General features: G+C 59.0%; 32 protein-coding genes. 17 read left to right on the plus strand and 15 right to left on the minus strand.

Annotated elements, in window-relative coordinates; translation table 11 throughout:
* Window positions 1-28: 28 nt before the first annotated feature.
* Window positions 29-922 (plus strand): ZIP family metal transporter, encoded by an 894-nt coding sequence (locus JBO08_RS01030; RefSeq protein ID WP_065890514.1) that lies wholly within the window; start codon window positions 29-31, stop codon window positions 920-922.
* Between the two features lie 98 nt (window positions 923-1,020).
* Here JBO08_RS01030 and JBO08_RS01035 read toward each other — a convergent pair whose 3' ends face one another.
* The 10 genes from JBO08_RS01035 to JBO08_RS01080 all read right to left on the minus strand — a co-directional run bounded on the left by JBO08_RS01035 (window position 1,021) and on the right by JBO08_RS01080 (window position 8,030).
* Window positions 1,021-1,293: an HPr family phosphocarrier protein gene (locus tag JBO08_RS01035; RefSeq protein ID WP_012722237.1), complete on the minus strand. Its 273-nt coding sequence runs from the start codon at window positions 1,291-1,293 to the stop codon at window positions 1,021-1,023.
* 16 nt (window positions 1,294-1,309) lie between these two features.
* A complete protein-coding gene (gene rapZ, locus JBO08_RS01040) occupies window positions 1,310-2,167 on the minus strand; it encodes an RNase adapter RapZ (protein WP_049709982.1) in 858 nt (285 codons plus the stop codon).
* 2 nt (window positions 2,168-2,169) lie between these two features.
* Entirely contained in the window at window positions 2,170-2,634 is a 465-nt protein-coding gene (ptsN, locus tag JBO08_RS01045; protein ID WP_065875091.1) for a PTS IIA-like nitrogen regulatory protein PtsN, read from the minus strand.
* A gap of 10 nt (window positions 2,635-2,644) precedes the next feature.
* Entirely contained in the window at window positions 2,645-2,950 is a 306-nt protein-coding gene (hpf, locus tag JBO08_RS01050) for a ribosome hibernation-promoting factor, HPF/YfiA family (RefSeq protein ID WP_003171804.1), read from the minus strand.
* 75 nt (window positions 2,951-3,025) lie between these two features.
* Window positions 3,026-4,519: an RNA polymerase factor sigma-54 gene (locus JBO08_RS01055; RefSeq protein WP_049709980.1), complete on the minus strand. Its 1,494-nt coding sequence runs from the start codon at window positions 4,517-4,519 to the stop codon at window positions 3,026-3,028.
* A gap of 185 nt (window positions 4,520-4,704) precedes the next feature.
* Window positions 4,705-5,430, minus strand: coding sequence for an LPS export ABC transporter ATP-binding protein (gene lptB / locus JBO08_RS01060; RefSeq protein WP_049709979.1), 726 nt, complete (start codon window positions 5,428-5,430; stop codon window positions 4,705-4,707).
* Window positions 5,430-5,963: a lipopolysaccharide transport periplasmic protein LptA gene (lptA, locus tag JBO08_RS01065; RefSeq protein WP_025856312.1), complete on the minus strand. Its 534-nt coding sequence runs from the start codon at window positions 5,961-5,963 to the stop codon at window positions 5,430-5,432. Before lptA ends, lptB begins: the two co-directional genes overlap by 1 nt.
* The gene (gene lptC / locus JBO08_RS01070; RefSeq protein WP_049709978.1) at window positions 5,950-6,522 is read right to left on the minus strand and encodes an LPS export ABC transporter periplasmic protein LptC; all 573 of its coding nucleotides are present in this window, start codon (window positions 6,520-6,522) and stop codon (window positions 5,950-5,952) included. The genes lptA and lptC overlap by 14 nt, the downstream gene beginning before the upstream one ends.
* 8 nt (window positions 6,523-6,530) lie before the next feature.
* The gene (locus tag JBO08_RS01075) at window positions 6,531-7,055 is read right to left on the minus strand and encodes an HAD family hydrolase (protein WP_049709977.1); all 525 of its coding nucleotides are present in this window, start codon (window positions 7,053-7,055) and stop codon (window positions 6,531-6,533) included.
* A complete protein-coding gene (locus JBO08_RS01080) occupies window positions 7,056-8,030 on the minus strand; it encodes a KpsF/GutQ family sugar-phosphate isomerase (RefSeq protein ID WP_065875088.1) in 975 nt (324 codons plus the stop codon).
* A 298-nt stretch (window positions 8,031-8,328) separates the two neighbouring features.
* On the opposite strand from JBO08_RS01080, the gene JBO08_RS01085 reads away from it, so the two are divergent.
* From JBO08_RS01085 to hisC, 10 genes are all read left to right on the plus strand, one after another.
* On the plus strand, window positions 8,329-9,138 hold the full coding sequence (locus tag JBO08_RS01085) for an ATP-binding cassette domain-containing protein (RefSeq protein WP_065875087.1): 810 nt from the start codon (window positions 8,329-8,331) through the stop codon (window positions 9,136-9,138).
* On the plus strand, window positions 9,138-9,935 hold the full coding sequence (gene mlaE, locus JBO08_RS01090) for a lipid asymmetry maintenance ABC transporter permease subunit MlaE (RefSeq protein ID WP_065875086.1): 798 nt from the start codon (window positions 9,138-9,140) through the stop codon (window positions 9,933-9,935). The genes JBO08_RS01085 and mlaE overlap by 1 nt, the downstream gene beginning before the upstream one ends.
* Window positions 9,935-10,402 carry an outer membrane lipid asymmetry maintenance protein MlaD gene (mlaD, locus tag JBO08_RS01095; RefSeq protein WP_003171814.1) on the plus strand — a complete coding sequence of 156 codons (468 nt, stop codon included), beginning with the start codon at window positions 9,935-9,937 and terminating at the stop codon, window positions 10,400-10,402. The genes mlaE and mlaD overlap by 1 nt, the downstream gene beginning before the upstream one ends.
* Window positions 10,403-10,413: 11 nt before the next feature.
* Entirely contained in the window at window positions 10,414-11,061 is a 648-nt protein-coding gene (locus JBO08_RS01100; RefSeq protein WP_065875085.1) for a phospholipid-binding protein MlaC, read from the plus strand.
* Window positions 11,058-11,363, plus strand: coding sequence for a lipid asymmetry maintenance protein MlaB (locus tag JBO08_RS01105; RefSeq protein WP_065879608.1), 306 nt, complete (start codon window positions 11,058-11,060; stop codon window positions 11,361-11,363). The genes JBO08_RS01100 and JBO08_RS01105 overlap by 4 nt, the downstream gene beginning before the upstream one ends.
* Window positions 11,364-11,477: 114 nt before the next feature.
* Entirely contained in the window at window positions 11,478-11,717 is a 240-nt protein-coding gene (locus tag JBO08_RS01110) for a BolA family protein (RefSeq protein WP_220074593.1), read from the plus strand.
* A 23-nt stretch (window positions 11,718-11,740) separates the two neighbouring features.
* Window positions 11,741-13,006, plus strand: coding sequence for a UDP-N-acetylglucosamine 1-carboxyvinyltransferase (murA, locus tag JBO08_RS01115; protein WP_049709971.1), 1,266 nt, complete (start codon window positions 11,741-11,743; stop codon window positions 13,004-13,006).
* Between the two features lie 233 nt (window positions 13,007-13,239).
* On the plus strand, window positions 13,240-13,875 hold the full coding sequence (gene hisG, locus JBO08_RS01120) for an ATP phosphoribosyltransferase (RefSeq protein WP_049709970.1): 636 nt from the start codon (window positions 13,240-13,242) through the stop codon (window positions 13,873-13,875).
* Between the two features lie 379 nt (window positions 13,876-14,254).
* The gene (hisD, locus tag JBO08_RS01125; RefSeq protein ID WP_220074592.1) at window positions 14,255-15,574 is read left to right on the plus strand and encodes a histidinol dehydrogenase; all 1,320 of its coding nucleotides are present in this window, start codon (window positions 14,255-14,257) and stop codon (window positions 15,572-15,574) included.
* A gap of 3 nt (window positions 15,575-15,577) precedes the next feature.
* Window positions 15,578-16,630 (plus strand): histidinol-phosphate transaminase, encoded by a 1,053-nt coding sequence (gene hisC / locus JBO08_RS01130; protein WP_065890513.1) that lies wholly within the window; start codon window positions 15,578-15,580, stop codon window positions 16,628-16,630.
* Window positions 16,631-16,757: 127 nt separating this feature from the next.
* On the opposite strand, the gene JBO08_RS01135 is transcribed toward hisC, so the two are convergent.
* Both JBO08_RS01135 and upp read right to left on the minus strand, forming a co-directional pair.
* Complete coding sequence (locus JBO08_RS01135) at window positions 16,758-18,032, minus strand: uracil-xanthine permease family protein (protein WP_065875081.1); 1,275 nt, start codon at window positions 18,030-18,032, stop codon at window positions 16,758-16,760.
* 2 nt (window positions 18,033-18,034) lie between these two features.
* A complete protein-coding gene (gene upp, locus JBO08_RS01140; RefSeq protein WP_049709966.1) occupies window positions 18,035-18,673 on the minus strand; it encodes a uracil phosphoribosyltransferase in 639 nt (212 codons plus the stop codon).
* 164 nt (window positions 18,674-18,837) lie between these two features.
* Between upp and JBO08_RS01145 the strand changes: the two genes are divergently transcribed.
* The 4 genes from JBO08_RS01145 to JBO08_RS01160 all read left to right on the plus strand — a co-directional run bounded on the left by JBO08_RS01145 (window position 18,838) and on the right by JBO08_RS01160 (window position 20,883).
* On the plus strand, window positions 18,838-19,395 hold the full coding sequence (locus JBO08_RS01145) for a hypoxanthine-guanine phosphoribosyltransferase (protein ID WP_065945266.1): 558 nt from the start codon (window positions 18,838-18,840) through the stop codon (window positions 19,393-19,395).
* Between the two features lie 3 nt (window positions 19,396-19,398).
* The gene (locus tag JBO08_RS01150; RefSeq protein ID WP_065875080.1) at window positions 19,399-19,866 is read left to right on the plus strand and encodes a WbuC family cupin fold metalloprotein; all 468 of its coding nucleotides are present in this window, start codon (window positions 19,399-19,401) and stop codon (window positions 19,864-19,866) included.
* Between the two features lie 35 nt (window positions 19,867-19,901).
* Window positions 19,902-20,387 (plus strand): hypothetical protein, encoded by a 486-nt coding sequence (locus tag JBO08_RS01155; protein WP_065875079.1) that lies wholly within the window; start codon window positions 19,902-19,904, stop codon window positions 20,385-20,387.
* 208 nt (window positions 20,388-20,595) lie between these two features.
* Window positions 20,596-20,883, plus strand: a complete 288-nt coding sequence (locus JBO08_RS01160) for a PA4642 family protein (RefSeq protein WP_065875078.1) — start codon at window positions 20,596-20,598, stop codon at window positions 20,881-20,883.
* 69 nt (window positions 20,884-20,952) lie between these two features.
* Here JBO08_RS01160 and mqo read toward each other — a convergent pair whose 3' ends face one another.
* Both mqo and JBO08_RS01170 read right to left on the minus strand, forming a co-directional pair.
* Window positions 20,953-22,461 carry a malate dehydrogenase (quinone) gene (gene mqo, locus JBO08_RS01165; protein WP_065879603.1) on the minus strand — a complete coding sequence of 503 codons (1,509 nt, stop codon included), beginning with the start codon at window positions 22,459-22,461 and terminating at the stop codon, window positions 20,953-20,955.
* A gap of 726 nt (window positions 22,462-23,187) precedes the next feature.
* Window positions 23,188-23,421 (minus strand): hypothetical protein, encoded by a 234-nt coding sequence (locus tag JBO08_RS01170; protein WP_065875076.1) that lies wholly within the window; start codon window positions 23,419-23,421, stop codon window positions 23,188-23,190.
* A 194-nt stretch (window positions 23,422-23,615) separates the two neighbouring features.
* On the opposite strand from JBO08_RS01170, the gene JBO08_RS01175 reads away from it, so the two are divergent.
* Complete coding sequence (locus JBO08_RS01175) at window positions 23,616-24,203, plus strand: YajG family lipoprotein (protein ID WP_065875075.1); 588 nt, start codon at window positions 23,616-23,618, stop codon at window positions 24,201-24,203.
* A gap of 54 nt (window positions 24,204-24,257) precedes the next feature.
* Here JBO08_RS01175 and JBO08_RS01180 read toward each other — a convergent pair whose 3' ends face one another.
* Window positions 24,258-24,467: a hypothetical protein gene (locus tag JBO08_RS01180; protein ID WP_049709958.1), complete on the minus strand. Its 210-nt coding sequence runs from the start codon at window positions 24,465-24,467 to the stop codon at window positions 24,258-24,260.
* A gap of 183 nt (window positions 24,468-24,650) precedes the next feature.
* On the opposite strand from JBO08_RS01180, the gene JBO08_RS01185 reads away from it, so the two are divergent.
* Window positions 24,651-24,908: a hypothetical protein gene (locus JBO08_RS01185; protein ID WP_065875074.1), complete on the plus strand. Its 258-nt coding sequence runs from the start codon at window positions 24,651-24,653 to the stop codon at window positions 24,906-24,908.
* The last annotated feature ends 119 nt before the right edge of the window (window positions 24,909-25,027 follow it).

Genomic DNA, 25,027 nt, shown 5'->3' on the forward strand with positions numbered 1-25,027 from the left:
ACCTCTATAACAAGGTCTAAGGCCGACTATGGGCACTGACACACTGGCGATCAGCAGCGGGCGGATGTTTCGTTATGCACTTGGCTCGCTGCTGCTATTGGCAGGTACTGCATTGCTGGTGGCCCACGGGCTGGCCTGGCTTGACCTGGAACCGCGCATTTTGCGTGCCCTGCAGGGCGGGTCCATCTGCGCGCTCGGCACGGCGCTCGGTGCGGTCCCAGTGTTGGTCATTCGGCGGATGCCGGTGACATTGAGCGATACACTGCTGGGCTTTGGGGCAGGGGTGATGCTGGCGGCGACGGCGTTTTCGCTGATCGTGCCAGGCATTGCCGCGGCTGAAAGCCTGGGATTGTCGCCCTGGGGCGCCAGTGGCTTGATCAGCTTCGGCATTATGCTTGGGGCGTTCGGGCTATACCTGGTTGACCGCAAGGTTTCCGGCGCAAGCCCGGAAATGCTCGTCGGCACGCCGGATAAGCCGGTGATCCCGCCGCGCATCTGGCTGTTCGTGTTTGCCATCATCGCTCACAACATCCCCGAAGGCATGGCGGTCGGCGTTTCTGCCGGAGGCGGCATGCCAGAGGCCGATAGCCTGGCCATGGGCATTGCTTTGCAGGATGTGCCTGAAGGCCTTGTGATCGCGCTGGTGTTGGCCGGGGCAGGGATGTCGCGGGTCAAGGCGTTTATGATCGGTGCTGCGTCAGGCTTGGTGGAGCCGGTGTTTGCTGTGCTCTGCGCCTGGTTGGTGAGCCTGGCTGAGGTGCTGTTGCCTTTGGGCCTGGCCTTGGCTGCTGGCGCGATGCTATTGGTGGTGACTCACGAAGTCATCCCTGAATCGCGACGCAATGGTCACGAAAAACTCGCCAGTTTGGGATTGTGCACCGGTTTTTGCTTGATGATGGTGATGGACACGGCTTTAGGATAAACACGCTTTTCTGTAGGCGCCTGCTTGCCGGTGATTGGCTCCAGTCTTACATCGAACGCAATGACGTCATTGCCGGCAAGCCGGGCTGCTACGAAGGGTTATTCGCCTTCATCAAAGTAGTTGTTGATTAGCGCAACCAGTGCGTCCATCGCTTCCTGCTCTTGCTCGCCTTCTGTCTTCAAGTGAATCTTGGTGCCTTTGCCGGCCGCCAACATCATCATTGCCATGATGCTTTTGCCATCGACCATGGATTCCGGCGTGCGCCCGGCCCGAATCTGGCAGGGAAACTGCCCAGCCACACCCACGAATTTGGCCGAAGCGCGGGCGTGAAGGCCCAGCTTGTTGATGATTTCAATTTCCAGAGCGGGCATCGCGGGGGTGTTCCTTTCAGCTAAGGTCGCGGTGGCGGACCTGGACGTTCTTGAGGGTTTGTTGCAGCACCTGGCCCAAGCGTTCGGTCAGGTAGACGGAGCGGTGGTGGCCGCCGGTGCAGCCAATGGCAATGGTGACATAGGCCCGATTGCTTGCGGCAAAGCGTGGCAACCATTTGAGCAAGTAGCTGGAAATGTCCTGGAACATCTCCTCAACATCCGGTTGCGCAGCCAGGTAGTCGGCAACAGGTTGATCCAGCCCGGATTGTTCGCGCAGTTCCGGCTTCCAATAGGGGTTCGGCAGGCAGCGCACATCAAACACCAAGTCTGCATCTACCGGCATTCCGCGCTTGAAACCAAACGACTCCACGAGAAACGCCGTGCCTGGCTCCGGCTGGTTCAACAGGCGCAGCTTGATGGCATCGCGCAGCTGGTACAGGTTAAGGCTGGTGGTGTTGATCTTGAGGTCGGCGAGGTCAATGATCGGTCCCAGCAGCTTGGTTTCGTCCTCGATGGCTTCGGCCAAGGAGCGGTGAGGGCTGCTGAGGGGGTGGCGTCGGCGTGTTTCGGAGAAACGCTTGAGCAGCGTCTCTTCGTCGGCATCCAGGTACAGCACATCGCAATGAATGTGCTTGGCCCGCACTTCCTCGAGCAATTGTGGAAATCGCTCAAGATGGCTGGGCAGGTTGCGGGCATCTATCGAAACGGCGACCAGGGGTTGCGCCAGTTCAGTATGGATCAGCGCGCGTTCCGCCAATTCCGGCAGCAGGCCGGCGGGCAAATTGTCGATGCAGTAGAAACCGCTGTCCTCAAGGACATTGAGGGCGGTGCTTTTACCTGAGCCGGAACGGCCGCTGACGATGATCAAGCGCATGATTACTGCCCGTTCTGTTCGTCCACGACAACCTGATACAGCGCCTCATTACTGCTGGCACTGCGCAGTTTGTCGCGTACTTCCTTGCGGTCGAGCATGCTGGCGATCTGCCGAAGCAGTTCCAGGTGTGCATCGGTGGCAGCTTCCGGGACCAGCAAAACAAACAGCAGGTCGACCGGGGCGCCATCGATAGCGTCGAAATCGATGGGATGGTCCAAGTGCAGCAGGGCGCTGACAGGCGTCTCGCAGCCTTTGAGGCGGCAGTGGGGAATAGCGATGCCGTTACCAAAACCGGTCGAGCCAAGTTTTTCACGAGCAATCAGTGCCTCGTACACAGTTTGCGTTTCCAGTTCAGGCACTTCACGGCCGATCAGGTTGGCAATTTGTTCGAGGGCGCGTTTTTTACTGCCGCCCGGCACGTTCACAAGGGAACGGCCGGGGGTCAGGATGGTTTCAAGTCGGATCATGGGGGGAGAGTTAACGACCTGTACCTTGCATCAGGTGCAGATTCTTTTCCTTATGCTTTATGAGTTGGCGGTCCAGCTTGTCGTAGAGCGAGTCGATCGCCGCGTACATGTCCTCATGTTCCGCATTGGCGACGAGCTTGGCATTCGGTACGTGCAGGGTGGCCTCGATTTTCTGCTTGAGCTTATCGACCTCCATGATGACCTGCACGTTGGTGATCTTGTCAAAATGCCCCGCAAGCTTGTTCAGCTTGCTTTCGGTGTATTCACGCAGGGGTTTGGTGACTTCCAGCTGGTGTCCACTGATGTTGACTTGCATACAGCTTCTCCTTCGTTGCCAGTGCATAAAGCGACAGGCGAAAGCGCCTGCCACTGGAACGCTGTGGCCCGCCCGTCACATCAAACGCTTACGCTCGCTGGAAGGCGCGATCCCGAGGGACTCGCGGTACTTGGCGACGGTTCGACGGGCGACCTGAATGCCTTGTGCCTCCAGTAAACCAGCGATCTTACTGTCACTCAATGGCTTTTTCTGATTTTCCGCGGCAACCAGTTTTTTGATGATCGCGCGAATCGCCGTGGACGAGCATTCACCGCCTTCGGAGGTGCTGACGTGGCTGGAGAAAAAGTATTTCAGTTCATAAATACCCCGTGGGGTATGCATGAATTTTTGCGTGGTTACCCGAGAAATCGTCGATTCATGCATGCCAACCGCCTCGGCGATGTCATGCAGTACCAACGGTTTCATCGCCTCGTCGCCGTATTCCAGGAAGCCGCGCTGGTGCTCGACGATCTGGGTGGCCACTTTCATCAGGGTTTCGTTGCGGCTTTGCAGGCTCTTGATAAACCAGCGAGCTTCCTGCAATTGGTTGCGCATGAAGGTGTTATCGGCGCTGGTGTCAGCGCGACGCACAAAACCGGCGTATTGCGGGTTGACCCGCAGGCGTGGCACCGACTCCTGGTTCAGTTCAACCAGCCAGCGCTCGTTATCCTTGCGCACGATCACGTCGGGAACCACGTATTCGGCTTCGCTGGACTCGATTTGCGAGCCAGGACGCGGGTTGAGGCTTTGTACCAGCTCAATGACCTGGCGCAGGTCGTCTTCCTTGAGCTTCATGCGGCGCATCAGTTGGCTGTAGTCGCGGCTGCCCAGCATGTCGATGTAATCGGTGACCAGGCGCTGGGCTTCGGCGAGCCAGGGGGTCTTGGCGGGCAGTTGGCGCAATTGCAGCAGCAGGCATTCGCTGAGGGAGCGCGCACCGATGCCAGCGGGTTCGAACTGCTGGATGCGGTGCAGGACGGCTTCGATCTCGTCCAGCTCGATATCCAGTTCAGGGTCGAATGCTTCGAGAATTTCCTCAAGCGTCTCGTCCAAGTAGCCCTGGTTATTGATGCAGTCGATCAGGGTCACGGCGATCAGGCGATCGGTGTCCGACATCGGCGCCAGGTTCAGTTGCCACAGCAGGTGGCTTTGCAGGCTTTCGCCGGCGGAGGTGCGGGTGGTGAAATCCCACTCGTCATCGTCATTGCTGGGCAGGCTGCTGGCGCTGGTCTGGTAGACGTCTTCCCAGGCGGTGTCGACGGGAAGCTCGTTGGGAATGCGTTCGTTCCAGTCGCCTTCCTCGAGGTTATCCACCGTTGGGGCGGTTTCCTGATAGGAGGGTTCCTGCACATCGGGGTTGGGTTTTTGCTCGATGTTATCGGCCAGCGGGTCTGCATTATCGAAGTCGTCGCCTTCTTCCTGGCGTTCGAGCATCGGATTGGACTCCAGGGCCTCCTGGATTTCCTGTTGCAGGTCCAGGGTCGACAATTGGAGCAGGCGGATGGCCTGTTGCAGCTGCGGTGTCATCGTCAGCTGCTGGCCCATTCTCAGGACTAGCGATGGTTTCATGGCAGGGGCTTAACACCTTATTCGCCGGCGCAATGCGCCATCCACGACAGGGCGCGTGAGCGCCAAACATAAGCAAATTATATGCCTGATATCGGGGGCTTTGCCTAGAGCGCGGTAACAATAAAAATCCAGAGGTTTTCATTGACTCCCGCGCACCTTGGCAATCGGCCGTGACACCACGGTGTTTACAGGCGGAACTCGTGACCCAGGTACACTTCCTTGACCAGTTCATTGGCCAGGATGGTGGCGGAGTCGCCTTCAGCGATCAGTTGACCATCGTTGACGATATACGCGGTTTCGCAGATATCGAGCGTCTCACGGACGTTGTGGTCAGTGATCAGCACGCCAATGCCCTTAGCCTTGAGGTGGTGAATGATCTGCTTGATGTCGCCGACCGATATTGGGTCGACGCCGGCAAACGGTTCGTCCAACAGGATGAACTTCGGTGCAGTGGCCAGGGCACGAGCGATTTCTACGCGGCGGCGCTCACCACCGGACAGGCTCATGCCGAGGTTGTCGCGGATATGGTTGATGTGGAATTCCTGCAGCAGGCTTTCCAGCTCCTTGCGACGGCCGTCACGGTCGAGCTCCTTGCGGGTCTCGAGGATGGCCATGATGTTGTCGGCCACCGACAGTTTGCGGAAGATCGACGCTTCCTGCGGGAGATAGCCGATACCGGCGCGGGCGCGGCCGTGCATCGGCTGGTGGCTCACGTCCAGGTCATCGATCAATACGCGACCCTGATCCGCCTGGACCAGTCCGACGATCATGTAGAAGCAGGTGGTCTTGCCGGCGCCATTGGGGCCGAGCAAGCCGACGATCTGGCCGCTGTCGATCGACAGGCTGACGTCGCGCACGACCTGACGGCCTTTATAGGCCTTGGCCAGATGCTGGGCTTTCAGGGTTGCCATTACTCGGCCTTCTTCTTCGGCTGGATAACCATGTCGATGCGTGGGCGCGGTGCGGTGACCTTGTTGCCATTGGCACGACCGGCGTTAGCGATCTGTTTCACGGTGTCATAGGTGATCTTCTCACCTTCCGTGGAGTTGCCGTCGGGGCTGAGCACCTTGGCTTGGTCGATCAGCACAATGCGGTTCTGCTGGGCGTGGTACTGGATGGTCTTGCCGTAACCCTTCATCGGGCCGGTGTCGGTAGCGGACTGCTTCTGTTCGAAGTACGCCAGGTTACCCACCGAAGTGACCACGTCAATATCGCCAGCCTGGGTGCGAGTCAGGGTCACCGTGTTGCCGGTGATCTTCATCGAGCCCTGGGTGATGATCACGCCGCCTGTGTAGGTGGCGACGCCTTGTTTGTCATCCAGTTGCGCATCGTCAGCCGAAATGTGGATCGGCTGCTGGCTATCGTTCGGCAGAGCCCAGGCGCTCACGCTTCCCAGTGCTGCGCCCAGGCCGAGCAAAATAGGGAGAGTTTTAACGAGCCTCATACTGTCCTCTTACGTTCGATAGCAGGTGTATCCTGCTTTCTTTCAAATACGCTTTCATTCCCTTGCCAGTCGATACACCGCCAGCGCCGTCGATTCTAACGTCTTGCTCGGTCTGCGCATATTGCTTCTGCGGGAATACGGTCATGCGACTGCTGGTAATCACGGTCTCACGTTTTTTATCGTCAGTGCGCGCAACGCGCACCGAGTCGATCAGTTCCACCTCGGTACCGTCCGGGTTGACCTCGCCACGCTTGCTGGTGACGTGCCATGGGAACTCGGTACCGCGGTAAATATTCATGTCCGGGTTGGTCAGCAGGGTCACTTCGCTGGCCTTTATATGCTCGACCTTGTCTGAGGTCATCTCGTACTGCACCTTGCCGTCGGGCAGGAACTGCACGCTTTTGGCATTGATGGCGTAATAGTCGATCACCCCCTCGTCAACCTGCGCAGCAGGCTGGTCGAGAAAGCGCTCCGGGCTGATATTCCAGTAGCCCACCGCCAGGAACAGCGCGGCGATGACTGCGAATAGCAGGAAGTTGCGAATCTTTTTGCTCAGCATAAAACGCTCTATAAGTAGGCGGCGTGGGCCGCTTCAAGGCTACCTTGGGCACGCAGGATCAGCTCGCAGAACTCGCGGGCGGCACCTTCACCGCCGCGGGCGGTGGTGATGCCATGGGCATGCTCGCGAACAAAGGCTGCGGCATTGGCAACGGCCATGCCCAGGCCCACTCGACGAATCACCGGCAGGTCGGGCAGGTCATCGCCCAAGTAGGCGACCTGCTCATAGCTTAGGTTGAGTTGGCCAAGAAGCTCGTCCAGAACCACCAGTTTATCCTCGCGGCCCTGATACAGGTGAGGAATCCCCAGGTTTTGTGCGCGGCGTTCCACAACGGGGGTTTTTCTGCCGCTGATAATCGCTGTTTGCACACCCGACGCCATCAGCATCTTGATGCCTTGGCCGTCGAGGGTGTTGAACGTCTTGAATTCGCTGCCGTCTTCGAGGAAGTACAAGCGGCCATCGGTCAGCACGCCGTCAACGTCGAAAATCGCCAGTTTGATGTTTTTGCCGCGTTGCAACAGGTCGTCGGTCATTTACATCACTCCCGCACGCAGCAAGTCGTGCATGTTCAAGGCGCCAATCGGGTGGCCGTCGCTATTGACTACCACCAGCGCGCCGATCTTGTGGTCTTCCATGATCTTCAAGGCTTCGGCTGCCAGCATTTCAGGGCGGGCGGTCTTGCCGTGGGGTGTCATTACCGCATCGATGGTGGCGGTGTGGATGTCGATGGTGCGGTCCAGGGTGCGGCGCAAGTCACCGTCGGTGAAGACCCCGGCCAGGCGCCCGTCGGCTTCCAGGATAACGGTCATGCCCAGGCCCTTGCGGGTCATTTCCATCAGCGCGTCCTTCAGCAAAGTGCCGCGCTGGACATGGGGCAATTCGTCGCCCGAGTGCATGACGTTTTCCACTTTCAATAGCAGGCGGCGGCCCAGGGCACCACCTGGGTGGGAAAACGCGAAGTCTTCGGCGGTAAACCCGCGGGCTTCCAGCAGTGCCACGGCCAGGGCATCGCCCATGACCAGCGCGGCGGTGGTGGAAGAGGTTGGTGCCAGGTTCAGCGGGCAGGCCTCGTGGGCCACGTGAACGTTGAGGTTCACTTCGGCGGCCTTGGCCAGCGTTGATTCCGGGTTGCCTGTAACGCTGATCATCTGGATGCCCAGGCGCTTGATCAGTGGCAACAGGGTCACGATTTCATTGGTGGTGCCGGAGTTGGACAGTGCCAGGATGATGTCATCCTTGGTGATCATGCCCATGTCGCCATGACTGGCTTCGGCCGGGTGTACGAAAAACGCAGTGGTCCCGGTGCTGGCCAGGGTGGCGGCGATCTTGTTGCCGACGTGGCCTGACTTGCCCATGCCGACCACGACGACGCGGCCCTTGCTGGCCAGAATCATCTCGCAGGCGCGTACGAAATCTGCGTCGATATGGGCCAGTAAGCCTTCTACGGCTTCAAGCTCGAGGCGGATGGTGCGTTGTGCGGATTGGATAAGGTCGCTGGATTGGCTCATGTCTGGAATCGTATAGCCTGACGAAAAGTCGGCGATTATAACGGTAATGATCAATTCCCTCACGCAAGTTCGTCAGGGTTTGTGCGCGACGCGCCTGAGATTCATCTGAAGCAACGTTTTTTCCCTGTGCTCAATCTGAACAAGCGCTGTTCCGGCCTTGGGCGCCTCGTACCAGCAGTGATATAGTTCGCCGCCAGTTCGGTCCGCCCAGCCCATGTGTTCAACTATTGCACAAGCATTGCAAACGTTTGTCGCAAGCGTGGTGTCTGAGTGAGAGGCTGCATCCCAAGGAGTTTAGATGAGTGCCGATAACGCCTACGCGGTCGAGCTGAAGGGACTGACCTTCAAGCGCGGGACGCGCAGCATCTTCAATAACGTCGATATCCGCATTCCGCGCGGCAAGGTCACGGGCATCATGGGGCCTTCCGGTTGTGGCAAGACCACCCTGTTGCGCCTGATGGGCATGCAATTGCGGCCCAGTGCCGGCGAAGTGTGGGTCAACGGCCAGAACCTGCCGACATTGTCGCGCAGCGATCTGTTCGACGCACGCAAGCACATGGGTGTGCTGTTCCAGAGCGGTGCATTGTTCACCGACCTTGATGTTTTCGAGAATGTGGCTTTTCCGCTGCGGGTGCACACCCAGCTGTCCGACGAAATGATTCGTGACATCGTGTTGCTGAAACTGCAGGCCGTAGGCCTTCGCGGTGCCACCGACCTGATGCCCGACGAACTGTCCGGTGGCATGAAGCGTCGGGTCGCCCTGGCGCGCGCCATTGCCCTCGACCCGCAGATCCTCATGTACGACGAACCTTTCGTCGGCCAGGACCCTATCGCCATGGGCGTGCTGGTGCGTCTGATCCGCCTGCTCAACGATGCGCTGGGTATCACCAGCATCGTGGTTTCCCATGATCTTGCAGAAACCGCGAGCATTGCCGATTACCTCTATGTAGTAGGCGATGGCCAGGTGTTGGGGCAGGGCACGCCTGAAGAACTGATGAATGCAGACAATCCGCGTATTCGCCAATTCATGACCGGCGACCCTGATGGCCCTGTGCCTTTTCACTTTCCGGCAACGGATTACCGCTCAGATCTTCTGGGGAAGCGTTGATGCGCAAGACATCTTTACTCGAGAAGGTGCGCCTTTTCGGTCGCTCCGGCATCGATATGATCGAAGTGCTGGGGCGTTCGACAATCTTCCTGTTCCACGCCTTGCTCGGCCGTGGTGGCATTGGCGGCGGTTTTGGCCTGTTGATCAAGCAACTGCATTCAGTCGGCGTGATGTCCCTGGTAATTATTGTGGTTTCCGGGATTTTCATCGGCATGGTGTTGGCGTTGCAGGGGTTCAATATCCTTTCCGGCTACGGTTCGGAGCAGGCCGTTGGGCAGATGGTCGCGCTGACGCTCTTGCGCGAACTGGGGCCGGTGGTCACTGCCTTGCTGTTTGCGGGCCGCGCGGGTTCTGCGTTGACTGCCGAAATCGGCAACATGAAGTCCACCGAGCAATTGTCCAGTCTCGAAATGATCGGTGTGGACCCGCTCAAGTACATCGTTGCGCCGCGCCTGTGGGCCGGCTTCATTTCACTGCCTCTGCTGGCGATGATTTTCAGCGTGGTGGGTATCTGGGGCGGTTCGTGGGTCGCGGTTGACTGGTTGGGCGTCTATGACGGCTCCTACTGGGGCAACATGCAAAACAGCGTCACCTTCAGCGGTGACGTGCTCAACGGCATCATAAAGAGCATCGTCTTCGCTTTTGTAGTGACCTGGATCGCCGTATTCCAAGGCTACGACTGTGAGCCCACTTCAGAAGGGATCAGTCGCGCCACCACCAAGACCGTTGTGTACGCCTCGCTGGCTGTACTGGGCCTTGACTTCATTTTGACCGCCTTGATGTTTGGAGATTTCTGATGCAAAACCGCACTGTGGAAATCGGTGTCGGCCTTTTCTTGCTGGCTGGCATCCTGGCTTTATTGTTGTTGGCCCTGCGAGTCAGTGGCCTTTCGGCCAGCCCCACCGCCGATACTTATAAACTTTACGCGTACTTCGACAATATCGCCGGTTTGACTGTCAGAGCTAAAGTGACCATGGCCGGTGTGACCATCGGCAAGGTCACGGCAATCGATCTGGACCGCGACAGCTTCACCGGGCGAGTGACCATGCAGCTGGATAAGAAGGTAGATAATCTGCCAACTGACTCCACTGCATCTATCCTCACTGCGGGTTTGCTGGGCGAGAAATACATCGGTGTCAGCGTGGGCGGGGAAACGGCCCTGCTCAAGGATGGCTCGACAATCCACGACACACAGTCGTCGCTGGTGCTTGAAGACCTGATCGGTAAATTCCTGCTTAATACGGTCAATAAAGACGCTAAATGAGGAATCTGTACATGATCTCTACCTTGCGACGTGGCCTCCTGGTACTGCTTGCAGCGCTGCCGTTGATGGCCAACGCAGCAGGTTCTGCCCACGAATTGGTGCAGGACACAACCAACAAGATGTTGGCTGACCTGTCGGCCAACAAAGAAAAGTACAAACAAGATCCGAGTCAGTTCTACAACGCGCTCAATACTATTGTCGGTCCTGTTGTAGATGCCGAAGGCATTTCCCGCAGCATCATGACGGTCAAGTATTCGCGCAAGGCTACCCCGGCGCAGATGCAGACCTTTCAGGAAAACTTCAAGAAAGGCCTGTTCCAGTTCTATGGTAACGCGCTGCTTGAGTACAACAACCAGGGGATTACCGTCGCTCCAGCCGGGGATGAATCAGGTGATCGCACCAGCGTGAACATGAGCGTCAAGGGCAACAATGGCGCTGTCTACCCTGTGCAGTACACGCTGGAGAAGGTCAACGGCGAGTGGAAGCTGCGTAACGTGATCATCAATGGCATCAACATCGGCAAGCTATTCCGTGATCAGTTCGCTGATGCCATGCAACGCAATGGCAACGACCTGGACAAAACCATCAATGGTTGGGCCGGTGAAGTCGCCAAGGCCAAGGAAGAAACCGATAAAGCTGCCGGGAAACCCGCACAATGACCGAGTCGGCTGTTCGTCTCGGCGACGCCGGCGAGCTGTTCATCAGCGGCGTGCTGGATTACCGCACCGGGCCTGACCTGCGCAAGCAGGGCCAGGCACTGATCAACACCAGCGCTGCGCCTGCACTGGTGCTGGATTGTTCGGGTGTGACCAAGTCCAGCAGCGTTGGTTTGTCACTGCTGCTGTGCTTTATGCGTGACGCCCAAGCGGCGAATAAGCCGGTCAGCATCCGTGCGATGCCTGAAGACATGCGCGAAATTGCCGAAGTTTCCGAGCTGACCGAGCTGTTGGCGCATCCTTAATACACATTATTAGAGAAGCCCCCCGTCAGAGTCCTGCTAAGCGGGGTTCGCAGGCGCGGGGCTTTTTTGTATGATGTGCGACCCGCGCGCACTGGGCGCCGATAGAGGTTGATCATGCAGGCCCTAGAAGTTAAAAGCTTCCTTGAAGGAAAGCTGCCCGAAACGAGTGTTGAAGTCGAAGGCGAAGGCTGCAACTTCCAGCTGAATGTGATTAGCGATGAACTGGCGGCACTTAGCCCGGTCATGCGTCAGCAGCAGATCTATGCCCATTTGAACCCGTGGATCACCGATGGCAGCATCCATGCGGTCACTATGAAATTTTTCAGCCGCGCGGCCTGGGCCGAGCGCACCTGAGCCCCCAAGGCGTCGAGATTCTTATGGATAAATTGATTATTACCGGCGGTGCCCGCCTTGATGGCGAGATCCGCATCTCCGGTGCAAAAAACTCTGCCTTGCCGATCCTGGCAGCGACCCTGCTGTGCGATGGCCCGGTCACCGTGGCCAACCTGCCGCACCTGCACGACATCACCACCATGATCGAACTGTTCGGTCGCATGGGCATCGAGCCGGTGATCGACGAGAAGCTGTCCGTCGAAATCGACCCACGCACCATCAAGACCCTGATCGCCCCGTACGAGTTGGTGAAAACCATGCGTGCGTCGATCCTGGTGCTCGGCCCGATGGTTGCCCGTTTCGGCGAAGCTGAAGTGGCATTACCTGGTGGTTGCGCCATTGGTTCGCGTCCGGTCGACCTGCACATCCGTGGCCTTGAAGCCATGGGCGCGACCATTGACGTCGAAGGCGGTTACATCAAGGCCAAGGCGCCGGAAGGCGGCTTGCGTGGCGCCAGCTTCTTCTTTGATACCGTCAGTGTGACCGGTACCGAGAACATCATGATGGCCGCTGCCCTGGCCAAAGGCCGCAGCGTGCTGCAAAACGCCGCCCGCGAGCCTGAAGTCGTCGACCTGGCGAACTTCCTGAACGCTATGGGCGCCAAGGTTTCCGGTGCTGGCACCGACACCATCACCATTGACGGTGTTGAGCGTCTGCACACGGCCACCTACAAGGTCATGCCGGACCGCATCGAAACCGGTACCTACCTGGTTGCCGCTGCCGTTACTGGTGGCCGCGTCAAGGTCAAGGACACCGATCCGACCATCCTGGAAGCGGTCCTGGAAAAACTGCGCGAAGCTGGCGCAGAAATCACCACCGGTGAAGACTGGATCGAGCTGAACATGCACGGCAAGCGTCCTAAGGCCGTCAACGTACGTACCGCTCCGTACCCGGCGTTCCCGACCGACATGCAAGCGCAGTTCATCTCCTTGAACGCCATTGCTGAAGGCACCGGTGCCGTGATCGAGACCATCTTCGAAAACCGCTTCATGCACGTGTATGAACTGCACCGCATGGGCGCGAAGATCCAAGTGGAAGGCAACACTGCCATCGTTACCGGTACCGAGAAACTCAAGGGCGCGCCAGTTATGGCCACCGACCTGCGTGCTTCGGCGAGCCTGGTGATCTCGGCGTTGATCGCTGAAGGCGACACTCTGATCGACCGCATCTACCACATAGACCGTGGCTACGAGTGCATCGAAGAAAAACTGCAGATGCTCGGCGCTAAAATCCGCCGCGTACCGGGCTAGTCCCGGGCTGTTTGTAGTGAGCGGGCTTGCCCCGCGCTGGGTTGCGTAGCGACCCCAAAAAATGGGCCTGCTGCGCAGTCCAGCGCGGGGCAAGCCCGCTCACTACAATGAGGTTTGCCGTTAAATGAGCGGTATGCTGAATTCGTTTCAAATCGAGGCTGTCATGGCCTCGATCTGTGTCTGGCGCCGTTTGCGACCGGACAGCAATAGCCAGATGAAGGACTGACGCTTCCATGTTGACCATCGCACTGTCCAAGGGCCGGATCCTTGACGACACGTTGCCGCTTCTGGCTGAAGCGGGCATCGTGCCGACCGAGAATCCGGACAAGAGCCGCAAGCTAATCATTCCCACGACCCAGGACGATGTTCGCCTGTTGATCGTGCGGGCTACCGACGTGCCGACCTATGTTGAACATGGCGCGGCCGACTTGGGTGTCGCCGGTAAAGACGTGCTGATGGAATACGGTGGTCAGGGCCTTTACGAGCCGTTGGACCTGCGTATCGCCCTGTGCAAGCTGATGACCGCCGGTCGCGTCGGTGACGTCGAGCCCAAGGGCCGCCTGCGCGTGGCCACCAAGTTCGTCAACGTTGCCAAGCGTTACTACGCCGAGCAAGGCCGTCAGGTCGACATCATCAAGCTCTACGGCTCGATGGAGCTGGCGCCGCTGATCGGCCTGGCCGACAAAATCATCGACGTGGTCGACACCGGCAACACCCTGCGTGCCAACGGCCTCGAGCCCCAGGAATTCATTGCCGACATCAGCTCCCGCCTGGTCGTCAACAAAGCATCGATGAAGATGCAGCACGCCCGTATCCAGGCGTTGATCGACACCCTGCGCAAGGCAGTGGAGTCGCGACACCGCGGTTGACTCACCCGCGTAGCTGAAAGGCTGCGCCCGTCTATCCGCCTCATAGCCAGAATTCTCAGGTGCCCAAGCGGAAACGACTGCTGGAAAGGTGCGCTGACGTTCAATAACGAAGCGCGCCTTACCCCAAAAGGCAACTTATGTTAGTAGAAGATTCTTTTTCAATAATTAGCGACGCGTAGCAGCCTGCCTTTTGAGGTAAGGCCCTGCGGGTTGGCACTGTGGTCGCGCCATGCTGCGTTGCGGGATTTGGTAAGGAAACAACCCTTACCAGCGTCCCGCGCCTTGCCTGGCACAACCACAGTACCAACGCGCTTCGTTATTGAACGTCAGCGCACCTTCGGGCGCCTGAGTTTTTGCCAATTCTATTGAGGCCCTCGCTATGACCACGTCCACTGCAATTGCCCGACTCAACGCTGCCGACCCGGATTTCGCCCATCATCTGGATCATCTGTTGAGCTGGGAAAGCGTGTCCGACGACTCGGTCAACCAGCGGGTGCTCGACATCATCAAGGCCGTGCGCGAGCGCGGTGATGCGGCGCTGGTGGACTTCACCCGTCAGTTTGACGGGCTGGACGTCAAGTCCATGTCCGACCTGATCCTGCCCCGCGAACGCCTGGAGTTGGCGCTGACGCGTATTACCGCGCCGCAGCGAGAAGCCCTGGAAGTGGCGGCAACGCGGGTGCGCAGCTATCACGAAAAGCAGAAACAAGACTCTTGGAGCTACACCGAGGCAGACGGCACTGTACTGGGCCAGAAGGTCACGCCACTGGACCGCGCCGGCCTTTACGTGCCGGGCGGGAAGGCGTCGTACCCATCGTCGGTCTTGATGAACGCGATCCCGGCGAAAGTGGCGGGCGTGACCGAAGTGGTCATGGTCGTGCCAACGCCGCGCGGTGAAATCAACGAGCTGGTATTGGCCGCCGCCTGCATTGCCGGCGTCGACCGCGTTTTCACCATCGGTGGCGCGCAAGCCGTTGCCGCCCTGGCCTATGGCACCGAAAGCGTGCCGAAGGTCGATAAGGTGGTTGGTCCCGGCAACATCTACGTCGCCACCGCCAAGCGTCACGTGTTTGGCCAGGTCGGTATCGACATGATCGCCGGCCCATCGGAAATCCTCGTGGTATGCGACGGCCAGACCGATCCGGACTGGATCGCCATGGACCTGTTCTCCCAGGCCGAGCACGATGAAGACGCCCAGGCGATCCTGGTCAGCCCGGACGCCGAGTTCCTCGACCAAGTGGCGGCCAGCATCAATAAGCTGCTGCCGACCATGGAGCGTGCCGAGATCATCGAGAAATCGATCAATGGCCGTGGCGCGCTGATCCTGGTGCGTGACATGGAGCAGGCCATCAAAGTGGCCAACCGTATCGCGCCGGAGCACTTGGAGTTGTCCGTGGCCGACCCACAAGCCTGGTTGCCATCGATTCGCCACGCTGGTGCGATCTTCATGGGTCGCCACACCAGCGAAGCGCTGGGTGACTATTGCGCAGGCCCGAACCACGTGCTGCCGACCTCCGGCACCGCGCGTTTCTCCTCGCCACTGGGCGTGTACGACTTCCAGAAGCGTTCGTCGATCATCTTCTGCTCGCCGCAGGGCGCTTCCGAGTTGGGCAAGACCGCCTCGGTACTGGCCCGTGGTGAATCCCTGAGTGCCCACGCCCGTAGCGCTGAATACCGCATCCTTGAAGAGGGGAACTGAGATATGAGCAAATTCTGGAGCCCCTTCGTCAAAGACCTCGTGCCTTACGTGCCTGGCGAACAACCGAAGCTGACCAAGCTGGTCAAGCTCAACACCAATGAAAACCCCTACGGCCCGTCGCCCAAGGCGTTGGCCGCGATGCAGGCCGAGCTGAACGACAACCTGCGCCTGTACCCGGACCCCAACAGCGACCTGCTCAAGCAGGCCGTGGCCAAGTATTACGCGATCGACGCCAGTAAGGTCTTCCTCGGCAACGGTTCCGATGAAGTCCTCGCACACATTTTCCACGGCCTGTTCCAGCACGAACTACCGCTGTTGTTTCCGGATATCAGCTACAGCTTCTACCCGGTTTACTGCGGCCTCTACGGCATCAAGTCCGACCCGGTGCCGCTGGACGAACAGTTCCAGATTCGCGTGGCGGATTACGCCAGGCCCAACGGCGGGATTATCTTCCCCAACCCGAACGCGCCTACCGGTTGCGTGCTGGCACTGGATGCGGTGGAGCAGATCCTCAAGGCCAACCCGGACTCGGTGGTAGTAGTGGATGAAGCCTATATCGACTTCGGCGGCGAAACCGCGATCAGCCTGGTGGATCGCTACCCGAACCTGCTGGTGACCCAGACGCTGTCCAAATCGCGCTCACTGGCCGGTTTGCGCGTGGGCCTGGCCGTGGGCCACCCGGACCTGATCGAGGCGCTGGAGCGGGTCAAGAACAGCTTCAACTCTTATCCGCTGGATCGCCTGGCGATTGTCGGCGCGGCGGCAGCGTTCGAGGACCGTGAGTACTTCGAGAAGACGTGCCAGTTGGTCATCGACAGCCGCGACAAGGTGGTTGCGCAGTTGGAGGCAAAAGGTTTTGAAGTGTTGCCGTCGGCGGCCAACTTTATCTTTGCTCGCCACCCTCAACATGACGCTGCTGGCCTGGCGGCCAAGTTGCGTGAGCAGGGTGTGATCGTGCGGCACTTCAAGCAGGCGCGGATTGCCCAGTTCCTGCGGATCAGCATCGGTACGCCGGAGCAGAACCAGGCGCTGATTGATGGGCTTGGTGAGCTTTAACGTTCACTGAAAATCAAATGTGGGAGCTGGCTTGCCTGCGATAGCGGTGTATCAAACGACAACTATGTCGCCTGTTACTCCGCTATCGCAGGCAAGCCAGCTCCCACACTGATTTGCGTTGTGTCAGTTAGAGCAACGGCTCATCCGGCTTCTTGTTTTTCCAGCCATCATTGCCCGGCAGCAGCAGGTTCAAACCAATCGCTACCACCGCACACAGGGCGATGCCCTTGAGGCCGAAGTCATCCGGGCCGGTGCCGGTGCCGACCAGCACACCGCCAATCCCGAACACCAACGTCACCGACACAATCACTAGGTTGCGCGCTTCGCCCAGGTCGATTTTGTGGCGGATCAGCGTGTTCATCCCCACTGCGGCAATCGAGCCGAATAGCAGGCACAGAATCCCGCCCATCACTGGCACCGGAATGCTCTGCAGCAATGCGCCGAACTTACCGATAAACGCCAGGCTGATGGCAAACACCGCCGCCCAGGTCATGATCTTCGGGTTGTAGTTCTTGGTCAGCATCACCGCGCCGGTCACTTCGGCGTACGTGGTGTTCGGCGGGCCGCCAAACAGGCCGGCGGCCGTGGTGGCAATGCCGTCACCCAGCAGGGTACGGTGCAGGCCCGGCTTTTTCAGGTAGTCGCGACCGGTCACGCTGCCGACTGCAATCACACCGCCGATATGCTCGATCGCCGGGGCCAGGGCCACGGGGACGATAAACAGGATCGCCTGCCAGTTGAACTCAGGCGCGGTGAAGTGGGGCAGGGCGAACCAGGGGGCGGCGGCGATCTTTGCTGTGTCGACCACACCAAAATAGAACGCCATGGCAAAACCGACCAATACGCCGGAGATGATCGGCACCAGGCGGAATATGCCCTTGCCGAACACCGCCACAATCAACGTGGTGAGCAGCGCCGGCATCGAGATCATCATTGCCGTCTGGTAATGAATCAGCTCGGCACCATCGCCGGATTTACCCATGGCCATGTTGGCGGCAATCGGTGCCATGGCCAGGCCGATGGAGATAATCACCGGCCCGATCACCACGGGCGGCAGCAGCCGGTCGATGAAACCGGTGCCCTTGATCTTCACCGCGAGCCCGAGGAAGGTATAGACGAAACCGGCCGCCATTACCCCGCCCATGGTCGCCGCGAGGCCGAACTGGCTTTTGGCGAGAATGATCGGAGTAATGAAGGCAAAGCTCGACGCCAGAAAGACCGGCACCTGCCGCCCTGTCACCACCTGGAACAACAACGTGCCCAGGCCCGCGGTGAACAGCGCAACGTTTGGATCAAGACCTGTGATCAGCGGCATCAACACCAGCGCGCCAAATGCCACGAAGAGCATTTGTGCGCCAGACAGGATCTGGCGCCAAAGCGGGTCGTTGAATTCATCCTGCATGCTCAACCGTCCTTCTGCTTGGTACCGAAGATCTTGTCACCGGCATCGCCCAGGCCTGGGATGATGTAGCCGTGTTCATTCAGGCGCTCATCGATGGACGCGGTGTAGATCTGCACGTCCGGGTGAGCTTTCTCGACGGCGGCGATGCCTTCGGGCGCGGCCACCAGCACCATGGCGCGGATGTCCTTGCAACCGGCTTTTTTCAGCAAGTCGATGGTGGCGACCATGGAACTGCCGGTGGCGAGCATCGGGTCGATGATCATCGCCAGGCGCTCGTTGATTTCCGGAACGAGTTTTTCCAGGTAGGTGTGGGCCTGCAAGGTTTCTTCATTGCGGGCCACGCCCACGGCGCTGACCTTGGCGCCCGGGATCAGGCTGAGCACGCCTTCGAGCATGCCGATACCGGCGCGCAGGATCGGCACGACGGTGATTTTCTTACCGGCGATTTTCTCGACCTGCACGGTACCGGCCCAACCTTCGATGTCGTAGGTTTCCAGGGGTAAATCTTTAGTGGCTTCGTAAGTCAGCAACGCTCCGACTTCCTGAGCAAGCTCACGGAAGTTCTTCGTGCTAATGTCGGCGCGGCGCATAAGGCCGAGCTTGTGTCGGATCAGCGGATGGCGGATCTCGCGAGTGGGCATGGGAATGGCTCCGGCGGCGGGCAAAAAAACCGGCCTAGATTAATCTATCCGAGGGTGTTGTCCTATAGACATCTAGTACGTTAGTCCATTAAGGCTTGCCCGGAGCGCACGAGAAGCGTACCTTCGCCCGCTTTTCTTGCCACAGCACCCCCTTGGAGAGCGCCATGTCCGCTGATCTCGAGCATATCCGTCAAATCATGCGCGAGGCTGACTGCCTGTACACCGAAGCGCAAGTCGAAGAGGCAATCGCCAAGGTCGGCGCGCACATCACCCGCGAAATGGCTGAAACCAACCCGGTGGTTTTCTGCGTGATGAACGGTGGTCTGATCTTCGCTGGCAAATTGCTCACCCACCTGCAATTCCCGCTCGAAGCGTCCTACCTGCACGCCACCCGCTATCGCAACGAAACCAGCGGCGGCGACCTGTTTTGGAAAGCCAAGCCGGAAGTCTCGTTCATCGACCGCGACGTGCTGATCATCGACGACATCCTCGACGAAGGTCACACCCTCGGCGCGATCATTGACTTCTGCAAGCACGCTGGCGCGCGCAAAGTGCACACTGCCGTGCTGATCGACAAAGACCACGACCGCAAGGCCCGCCCAGAGCTGAAAGCCGATTTCGTTGGCCTGCCGTGCATCGACCGCTACATCTTCGGTTACGGCATGGACTACAAAGGCTACTGGCGCAACGCCAATGGGATCTACGCCGTCAAAGGGATGTAAGCCATGACCCGCTTTCTTGATCAGACGCTGTTTGCCGAATTGGCCGAGAAAGCGGGCGCCAGCCCCCGTGGCCGGCACCATCACAACTTTCACCAGATGGAAGAGCCCTGCCATCGCCTGGCCGTGGGCCTGCAGCCCAGCACCTATGTGCCGCCGCATCGGCACCTGAGTGCGGACAAGGCGGAAACCTTGCTCGTGCTTCAGGGCAGCCTGGGTCTGCTGGTGTTCAGCGAAACCGGCGAGGTGCTGGCCAAGCGCGTCATGCAGTCGGGGGGCGAATGCGCGGGTGTGGATCTGCCACCCGGTGTGTTTCACGGTTTGGTGGTGCTGGAGCCCGACACGGTGATGTTCGAGTGCAAAGCCGGACCTTATCGCCCGGTAGGCGAGGGTGAGCTGGCCGATTGGGCGCCGCGTGAAGGCGAGGCTGGTGTGGCCGCGTATCAACGTTGGATGCTTGCCCAGTTCGATTGAGCTACAGTGCTGGGCTATCTCGCACGGAGCGGCCCATGAACCTGTTGATACGTACCTGCGCCGCCCTGGCGTTGACCCTCAGTTTGCCCCTGGCCGCCGCGCCTGCACCGTTGCACAGCCAATTCCTGCCCTCCGACGACCTGGCCCTGCGCGCCGAAGCCCCTGACCAGCAGCAATTGCTGCAAGTCACCGAGTACGCGGTGGTGGTGGGTAACCAGCGCCAGTCCAGCCAGCAACCGATCCCGGTGACCTCGCCGCTGATGATCCGCCTTAAGGGCAAGTCCCTGAACAAAGGCGCGACCATCAGCCAAGTGGTGCTCAACTTCGATGCGGAAAGCAAAAGCCTGAAAAAGCCGGTCTACGACGACAAGAGCAAGACCCTGACGTTGTCCTACCCGGTGGCCCAGTACCGAGTGATCGTCGACCTGCTGCGCAATGACACGGTGTATGTGCAGTTCCTGAGTTATGCCAATGGGCATATCTGGGCGGATTTGCATACCGGCGCCGTTCGCGCGAAGTAGTCAGGCGACACAGATTCCACTATGTGGATGCAATTAATGTGGGAGCTGGCTTGCCTGCGATAGCGTTGTATCAGTGACAGAGGGGCCCGTTGACCCACCGCTATCGCAGGCAAGCCAGCTCCCACATGAGTGTTTGGTTGTTTTCGAAGGTGGTGTCTCACAGGTAGACTTCAAGCCCCGTGTAAATGTCTGCAGGCTGGAGTCGGTAATGCGTAAAGATAAGAAACAGGTGATTGGTGACGAGATTGGCGATGATCAGATCAAGTTGTTCCTCGACTTCGAACCGGTTGACGCGACTTCCCCGTCCCTGCACAAACTGATCAAAGCCTACCGTGGCCTGCGTATCGACGACTTTGAGCGCTTCCTGGGTTTCTTCAAGGAAGCCGGCCTGGACCTGGACGGCAAGGATGAGCATGGCCAGACCTTCGTCGACCTGATCAAGGACCAGCGTCACGCAGACGAGTACATCGAGTTGATCAACAACGCTCGCGGTTGATTCTCCAGGCAATAAAAAACGCCCCGTTCTCATGCCGAGAGCGGGGCGTTTTTTTATTGCCTTAAGGCCTCAAGCGTAGCTCTCGGTCTCGGCAGCAGGCTCAACCAGTTCCAGGCTGATGTTGTTCTGCTCATTGATCTTGCGATACAGCTCGGCATCCGTTTCCAGGACCTTTTCCCGAGCCGGGAAGATCTCGTGCAGCTTGGCCGCCCACTCTCCGGCAGCCTTGGCCGGGAAGCAGCGTTCGATCAGGTCGAGCATGATCGAAACGGTCACCGAAGCGCCAGGAGATGCGCCCAGCAGTGCCGCGAGCGAGCCGTCTTTGGCCGCGACCAGTTCGGTGCCGAATTGCAGTACGCCACCTTTTTTCGGGTCTTTCTTGATGATCTGTACCCGTTGGCCGGCCACTTCCAGGCGCCAGTCTTCGGCTTTGGCTTCGGGGTAGAAGCGGCGCAGGGACTCCAGGCGCTGCTCCATGGACTGCATCACTTCGCTGACCAGGTACTTGGTCAGGTCCATGTTGTCGCGGGCCACGGCGAGCATCGGGCCAATGTTGCCGGCGCGAACCGACAGTGGCAGGTCAAGGAACGAGCCGTGCTTGAGGAACTTGGTGGTGAAGCCGGCATAGGGCCCAAACAGCAGGGATTTTTTGCCTTCCACTACGCGAGTGTCCAAGTGCGGCACGGACATCGGCGGCGAACCCACGGCGGCCTGGCTGTAGACCTTGGCCTCGTGGTGCTTGACCACTTCCGGGTTGTCGCAACGCAGCCATTGGCCGCTGACCGGGAAACCGCCAAAACCTTTGCTTTCTTCGATACCCGAGGCTTGCAGCAGCGGCAGCGCCGCGCCACCGGCGCCGAGGAACACGAACTTGGCGTCCACTTCACGGCTGTTGCCGCTGTTGACGTCCTTGATGCTGACGGTCCAGCCCGCGCCGTTGCGCTTGAGGCCGGTCACACGCTTGCTGTACTTGACCTGGGCGTCTGCCGAGCTGGTCAGGTGGCTGAGCAGTTGGTTGGTCAGCGCGCCGAAGTTGACGTCGGTGCCGTTCATGACACGGGTCGCCGCGATTTTTTCGTCGAGCGGGCGGCCCGGCATCATCAGCGGCATCCACTTGGCCATCTCGCTACGGTCTTCGGTGTAGTGCATGTCCGAAAACGCGTGGTGCTGGCTGAGGGTTTCAAAGCGCTTCTTGAGGAAGGACACGCCTTTTTCGCCCTGTACGAAGCTCAGGTGCGGCACCGGACTGATAAAAGATTTGGACGAGCCAAAGGTGCCCTTTTTGGTCAGGTACGCCCAGAACTGTTTCGACACCTCGAACTGGGTGTTGATGTGCACGGCTTTCTTGATGTCGATGGAGCCATCGGCAGCCTGCGGTGTGTAGTTCAGCTCACACAGCCCGGCGTGGCCGGTACCGGCGTTGTTCCACGGGTTGGAACTCTCCGCGGCACCCGAATCCATCAGCTCAACGACTTCCAGCTTGAGGCCGGGGTCGAGCTCTTTGAGCAGTACGGCCAGGGTGGCACTCATGATGCCGGCCCCTACCAATACTACGTCGACTGCTTCGTTATGCGCCATTTAACGCGTCTCCAAAATCTGCAGCACCAAATTGACGGCATGGCTGCCAGGAGTGACGGGGCGGTTCACGTGTTGCCCCAGGTTACCCATGGCCAGGATCGCCATGTCCGTTTCGCAATTCTTTGCAACTTCAGCACACGCTTCCTGCCGGGCTAATCTGCCTATGAACGCATTCATGGGCGCCTGTGGCAATTCGACTTATGGTCAAAACGTGTGATCTGTGCAATCAATCCGTAGCGGACAGGCTCAAGCTCCGATTTTCAAGGAGTACTCGGTCCTGTGTGGTTGGGCTGTTCCAGACGCTGATGGTGCTTGTACAAACGCCAAACTATTCATTTGCTCGCCACACTCTTGTGAAGTTGTGAAAACCCGTTTTTTCACGCTCTTTTGAAGACGTGAACCTCAAAAAAGGGCTGCCCCAGCCTGGCACCTGGCCCGGAAAACCTTGCCGACATGCGGCAAAACGGGCAAACAACTCAAGTGGCCGAGCGCAATGGCAGCTCTGGCAGATTCGGCAAAGACGGGTGGTTTGCAAAGAAAACAGCAAGCGCGCCAGCTTCACTCGATCTGTGTGGGCGGCTCTCTGTGGGCGATTCTTGGGGTTAATACCGAGGCATTAACGATGCTGCGAGGCCCGATCAGGAGACGTCCTTATAATCGGGGGGAGATTGTAGCGAAGAACGCTGGGGAAATGGGCGTGTTTTATGACTTTTATTAGGCGTTCGGTCAGGCAGCCAACGGCTGATGCCGTGACGACCGCGCTGGACGTGGGCTGACGCGGGCGCGAGCGGGCAGTGGGTGGTGCATCCAGCTCAGGCGAATCTCATCGATTTCTACCCAACCGTCGCCCACGGGCGGCTGGCAGCATTCTTTGAATGCCTGGCAACGACCTTGTGCATCGAGCAGGGCGAACTGACGAAGGGCCGGCTTGCGCGTAAACAATGACCAAAGAAACTGCATGACGATTGACCTCCTGAGATTGAGGCCAAGCATGCCTGCGCTGGATGACGAGCCCATGTAACGGGTGTGACATCTCGGTGACAGCGAACCGCGCTCCACACGTGGGGTCACAGGTTGTAACTGATGCTAGTTCCCCGCAGTGGCGCCCCGCTATACTGCCGGCCTGTCGGATCATGATTTCTGGAGAGAAGCGCATGTTGCAACGCCTGTTGTTCGGTTTGATCACTGTGACCAGCTTGACCCTGGTGGGCTGCGCCAACAGCCCGCAACAACTGACCCCGGAACCGAAACTCACCACGCAGTTGGCCCCGGTGGGCCACGGCCAGGCGGTGTCGGTGCGGGTGGTGGATGGTCGTCCATCGCCTACGCTCGGCTCGCGCGGCGGCCTGTACCCGGAAACCGCTCTGATCTCGGTGAACGCTCAAGACGTGCTGCCCAAGCTGCAGGCCCAGGCTGAAGCCGCCGTGCGCTTGCTGGGTTTCACCCCGAGCGCCAATGCACCGGGCGCTCCGCAATTGACGATCACCCTGGCTGAATTGAAGTATCAATCGCCTAAGGACGGCCTGTACGTGACCGAAGCTTCCATCGGCGCGACGTTCAAGTCCGACGTCACCGCGGGTACCCGTCGCTACAGCGGTCGCTACGGCGCCTCCCTGAACCAGCGTTTCGGCATGTCGCCGAACCAGGAAACCAATACCAAGTTGGTCAGCGACGTCCTGAGTGACGCCTTGACCCGACTGTTCAAAGACCCAAGCATCGGTTCGTTGCTCAGCGCGCAATAAACGATTGTTAAAAAACCGGGCTCGGTTGAGTCCGGTTTTTTTTCGCCTCCTGTTTCACGCGGCGGTGTCGATACAGAAGTCCAGCAGGCTCACCCCCGTTAACAGATCGGTCTCCGGAAGGTCCGCATGCTGGTGCCCGCCAAGGGCGCAATACACCAGCCAGTGGCGATCCTGGACGTTGAAAGCCAGGCCGCCGATCAGCGCTTCCTGCTCATCGCTTTGGGCGACCAGATACAGCCGATCCTGGTTTTGCGCGTGCAACATGACAAGCTCCTGAGGCGTCAAAGGGCAACAGAGTGGACTGTTAAGGTGACGTTCAGGTGACGCTCTAAATTACTGGATACATTAACCGTCAATGGGGAAGGGAGCCGTTTCGGTGCCGGACGCCACTATCGTTCAGGTTGGTAGCTGAGCTGATACCAAGACACTGTTCCACTGAGGTTTGCAATGGCGCTGTCCGCACTACTGATCAATGTTGTAGCGTTAGCGGTAGCGTGCCCGGGTGCAGCGCTGCTGTTCATTACGCGCCTGCGCGAACAACGCGCGATGGCCGACCTGGCCGCGCAAGGCGAAGACCGTGCGATCGATCAACCGATGTTGTTTCTGGATGTGCGCACCGAGCGCGCGCACCGGGTGGCTTACCGTATTGGGTTTGCCTGCCTGGGGTTGGCGTTGGCTATTTCCTGGTTCAGTACCCACCTCTAAAAACGCCATAAAACAAATGTGGGAGCTGGCTTGCCTGCGATAGCATCACCGAGGTGTGACTGATCCACCGAGGTGTCTGCATCGCAGGCAAGCCAGCTCCCACACAAGCCAGCGCTCAT

Source organism: Pseudomonas sp. LAP_36, assembly GCF_019456785.1.
Taxonomy (GTDB): domain Bacteria; phylum Pseudomonadota; class Gammaproteobacteria; order Pseudomonadales; family Pseudomonadaceae; genus Aquipseudomonas; species Aquipseudomonas tritici.

Coding starts and splice junctions, on each gene's coding strand:
- JBO08_RS01030 (WP_065890514.1), top strand. CDS start 29: ATGGGCACTGACACACTGGCGATCAGCAGCGGGCGGATGTTTCGTTAT.
- JBO08_RS01035 (WP_012722237.1), bottom strand. CDS start 1,293: ATGCCCGCTCTGGAAATTGAAATCATCAACAAGCTGGGCCTTCACGCC.
- rapZ (WP_049709982.1), bottom strand. CDS start 2,167: ATGCGCTTGATCATCGTCAGCGGCCGTTCCGGCTCAGGTAAAAGCACC.
- ptsN (WP_065875091.1), bottom strand. CDS start 2,634: ATGATCCGACTTGAAACCATCCTGACCCCCGGCCGTTCCCTTGTGAAC.
- hpf (WP_003171804.1), bottom strand. CDS start 2,950: ATGCAAGTCAACATCAGTGGACACCAGCTGGAAGTCACCAAACCCCTG.
- JBO08_RS01055 (WP_049709980.1), bottom strand. CDS start 4,519: ATGAAACCATCGCTAGTCCTGAGAATGGGCCAGCAGCTGACGATGACA.
- lptB (WP_049709979.1), bottom strand. CDS start 5,430: ATGGCAACCCTGAAAGCCCAGCATCTGGCCAAGGCCTATAAAGGCCGT.
- lptA (WP_025856312.1), bottom strand. CDS start 5,963: ATGAGGCTCGTTAAAACTCTCCCTATTTTGCTCGGCCTGGGCGCAGCA.
- lptC (WP_049709978.1), bottom strand. CDS start 6,522: ATGCTGAGCAAAAAGATTCGCAACTTCCTGCTATTCGCAGTCATCGCC.
- JBO08_RS01075 (WP_049709977.1), bottom strand. CDS start 7,055: ATGACCGACGACCTGTTGCAACGCGGCAAAAACATCAAACTGGCGATT.
- JBO08_RS01080 (WP_065875088.1), bottom strand. CDS start 8,030: ATGAGCCAATCCAGCGACCTTATCCAATCCGCACAACGCACCATCCGC.
- JBO08_RS01085 (WP_065875087.1), top strand. CDS start 8,329: ATGAGTGCCGATAACGCCTACGCGGTCGAGCTGAAGGGACTGACCTTC.
- mlaE (WP_065875086.1), top strand. CDS start 9,138: ATGCGCAAGACATCTTTACTCGAGAAGGTGCGCCTTTTCGGTCGCTCC.
- mlaD (WP_003171814.1), top strand. CDS start 9,935: ATGCAAAACCGCACTGTGGAAATCGGTGTCGGCCTTTTCTTGCTGGCT.
- JBO08_RS01100 (WP_065875085.1), top strand. CDS start 10,414: ATGATCTCTACCTTGCGACGTGGCCTCCTGGTACTGCTTGCAGCGCTG.
- JBO08_RS01105 (WP_065879608.1), top strand. CDS start 11,058: ATGACCGAGTCGGCTGTTCGTCTCGGCGACGCCGGCGAGCTGTTCATC.
- JBO08_RS01110 (WP_220074593.1), top strand. CDS start 11,478: ATGCAGGCCCTAGAAGTTAAAAGCTTCCTTGAAGGAAAGCTGCCCGAA.
- murA (WP_049709971.1), top strand. CDS start 11,741: ATGGATAAATTGATTATTACCGGCGGTGCCCGCCTTGATGGCGAGATC.
- hisG (WP_049709970.1), top strand. CDS start 13,240: ATGTTGACCATCGCACTGTCCAAGGGCCGGATCCTTGACGACACGTTG.
- hisD (WP_220074592.1), top strand. CDS start 14,255: ATGACCACGTCCACTGCAATTGCCCGACTCAACGCTGCCGACCCGGAT.
- hisC (WP_065890513.1), top strand. CDS start 15,578: ATGAGCAAATTCTGGAGCCCCTTCGTCAAAGACCTCGTGCCTTACGTG.
- JBO08_RS01135 (WP_065875081.1), bottom strand. CDS start 18,032: ATGCAGGATGAATTCAACGACCCGCTTTGGCGCCAGATCCTGTCTGGC.
- upp (WP_049709966.1), bottom strand. CDS start 18,673: ATGCCCACTCGCGAGATCCGCCATCCGCTGATCCGACACAAGCTCGGC.
- JBO08_RS01145 (WP_065945266.1), top strand. CDS start 18,838: ATGTCCGCTGATCTCGAGCATATCCGTCAAATCATGCGCGAGGCTGAC.
- JBO08_RS01150 (WP_065875080.1), top strand. CDS start 19,399: ATGACCCGCTTTCTTGATCAGACGCTGTTTGCCGAATTGGCCGAGAAA.
- JBO08_RS01155 (WP_065875079.1), top strand. CDS start 19,902: ATGAACCTGTTGATACGTACCTGCGCCGCCCTGGCGTTGACCCTCAGT.
- JBO08_RS01160 (WP_065875078.1), top strand. CDS start 20,596: ATGCGTAAAGATAAGAAACAGGTGATTGGTGACGAGATTGGCGATGAT.
- mqo (WP_065879603.1), bottom strand. CDS start 22,461: ATGGCGCATAACGAAGCAGTCGACGTAGTATTGGTAGGGGCCGGCATC.
- JBO08_RS01170 (WP_065875076.1), bottom strand. CDS start 23,421: ATGCAGTTTCTTTGGTCATTGTTTACGCGCAAGCCGGCCCTTCGTCAG.
- JBO08_RS01175 (WP_065875075.1), top strand. CDS start 23,616: ATGTTGCAACGCCTGTTGTTCGGTTTGATCACTGTGACCAGCTTGACC.
- JBO08_RS01180 (WP_049709958.1), bottom strand. CDS start 24,467: ATGTTGCACGCGCAAAACCAGGATCGGCTGTATCTGGTCGCCCAAAGC.
- JBO08_RS01185 (WP_065875074.1), top strand. CDS start 24,651: ATGGCGCTGTCCGCACTACTGATCAATGTTGTAGCGTTAGCGGTAGCG.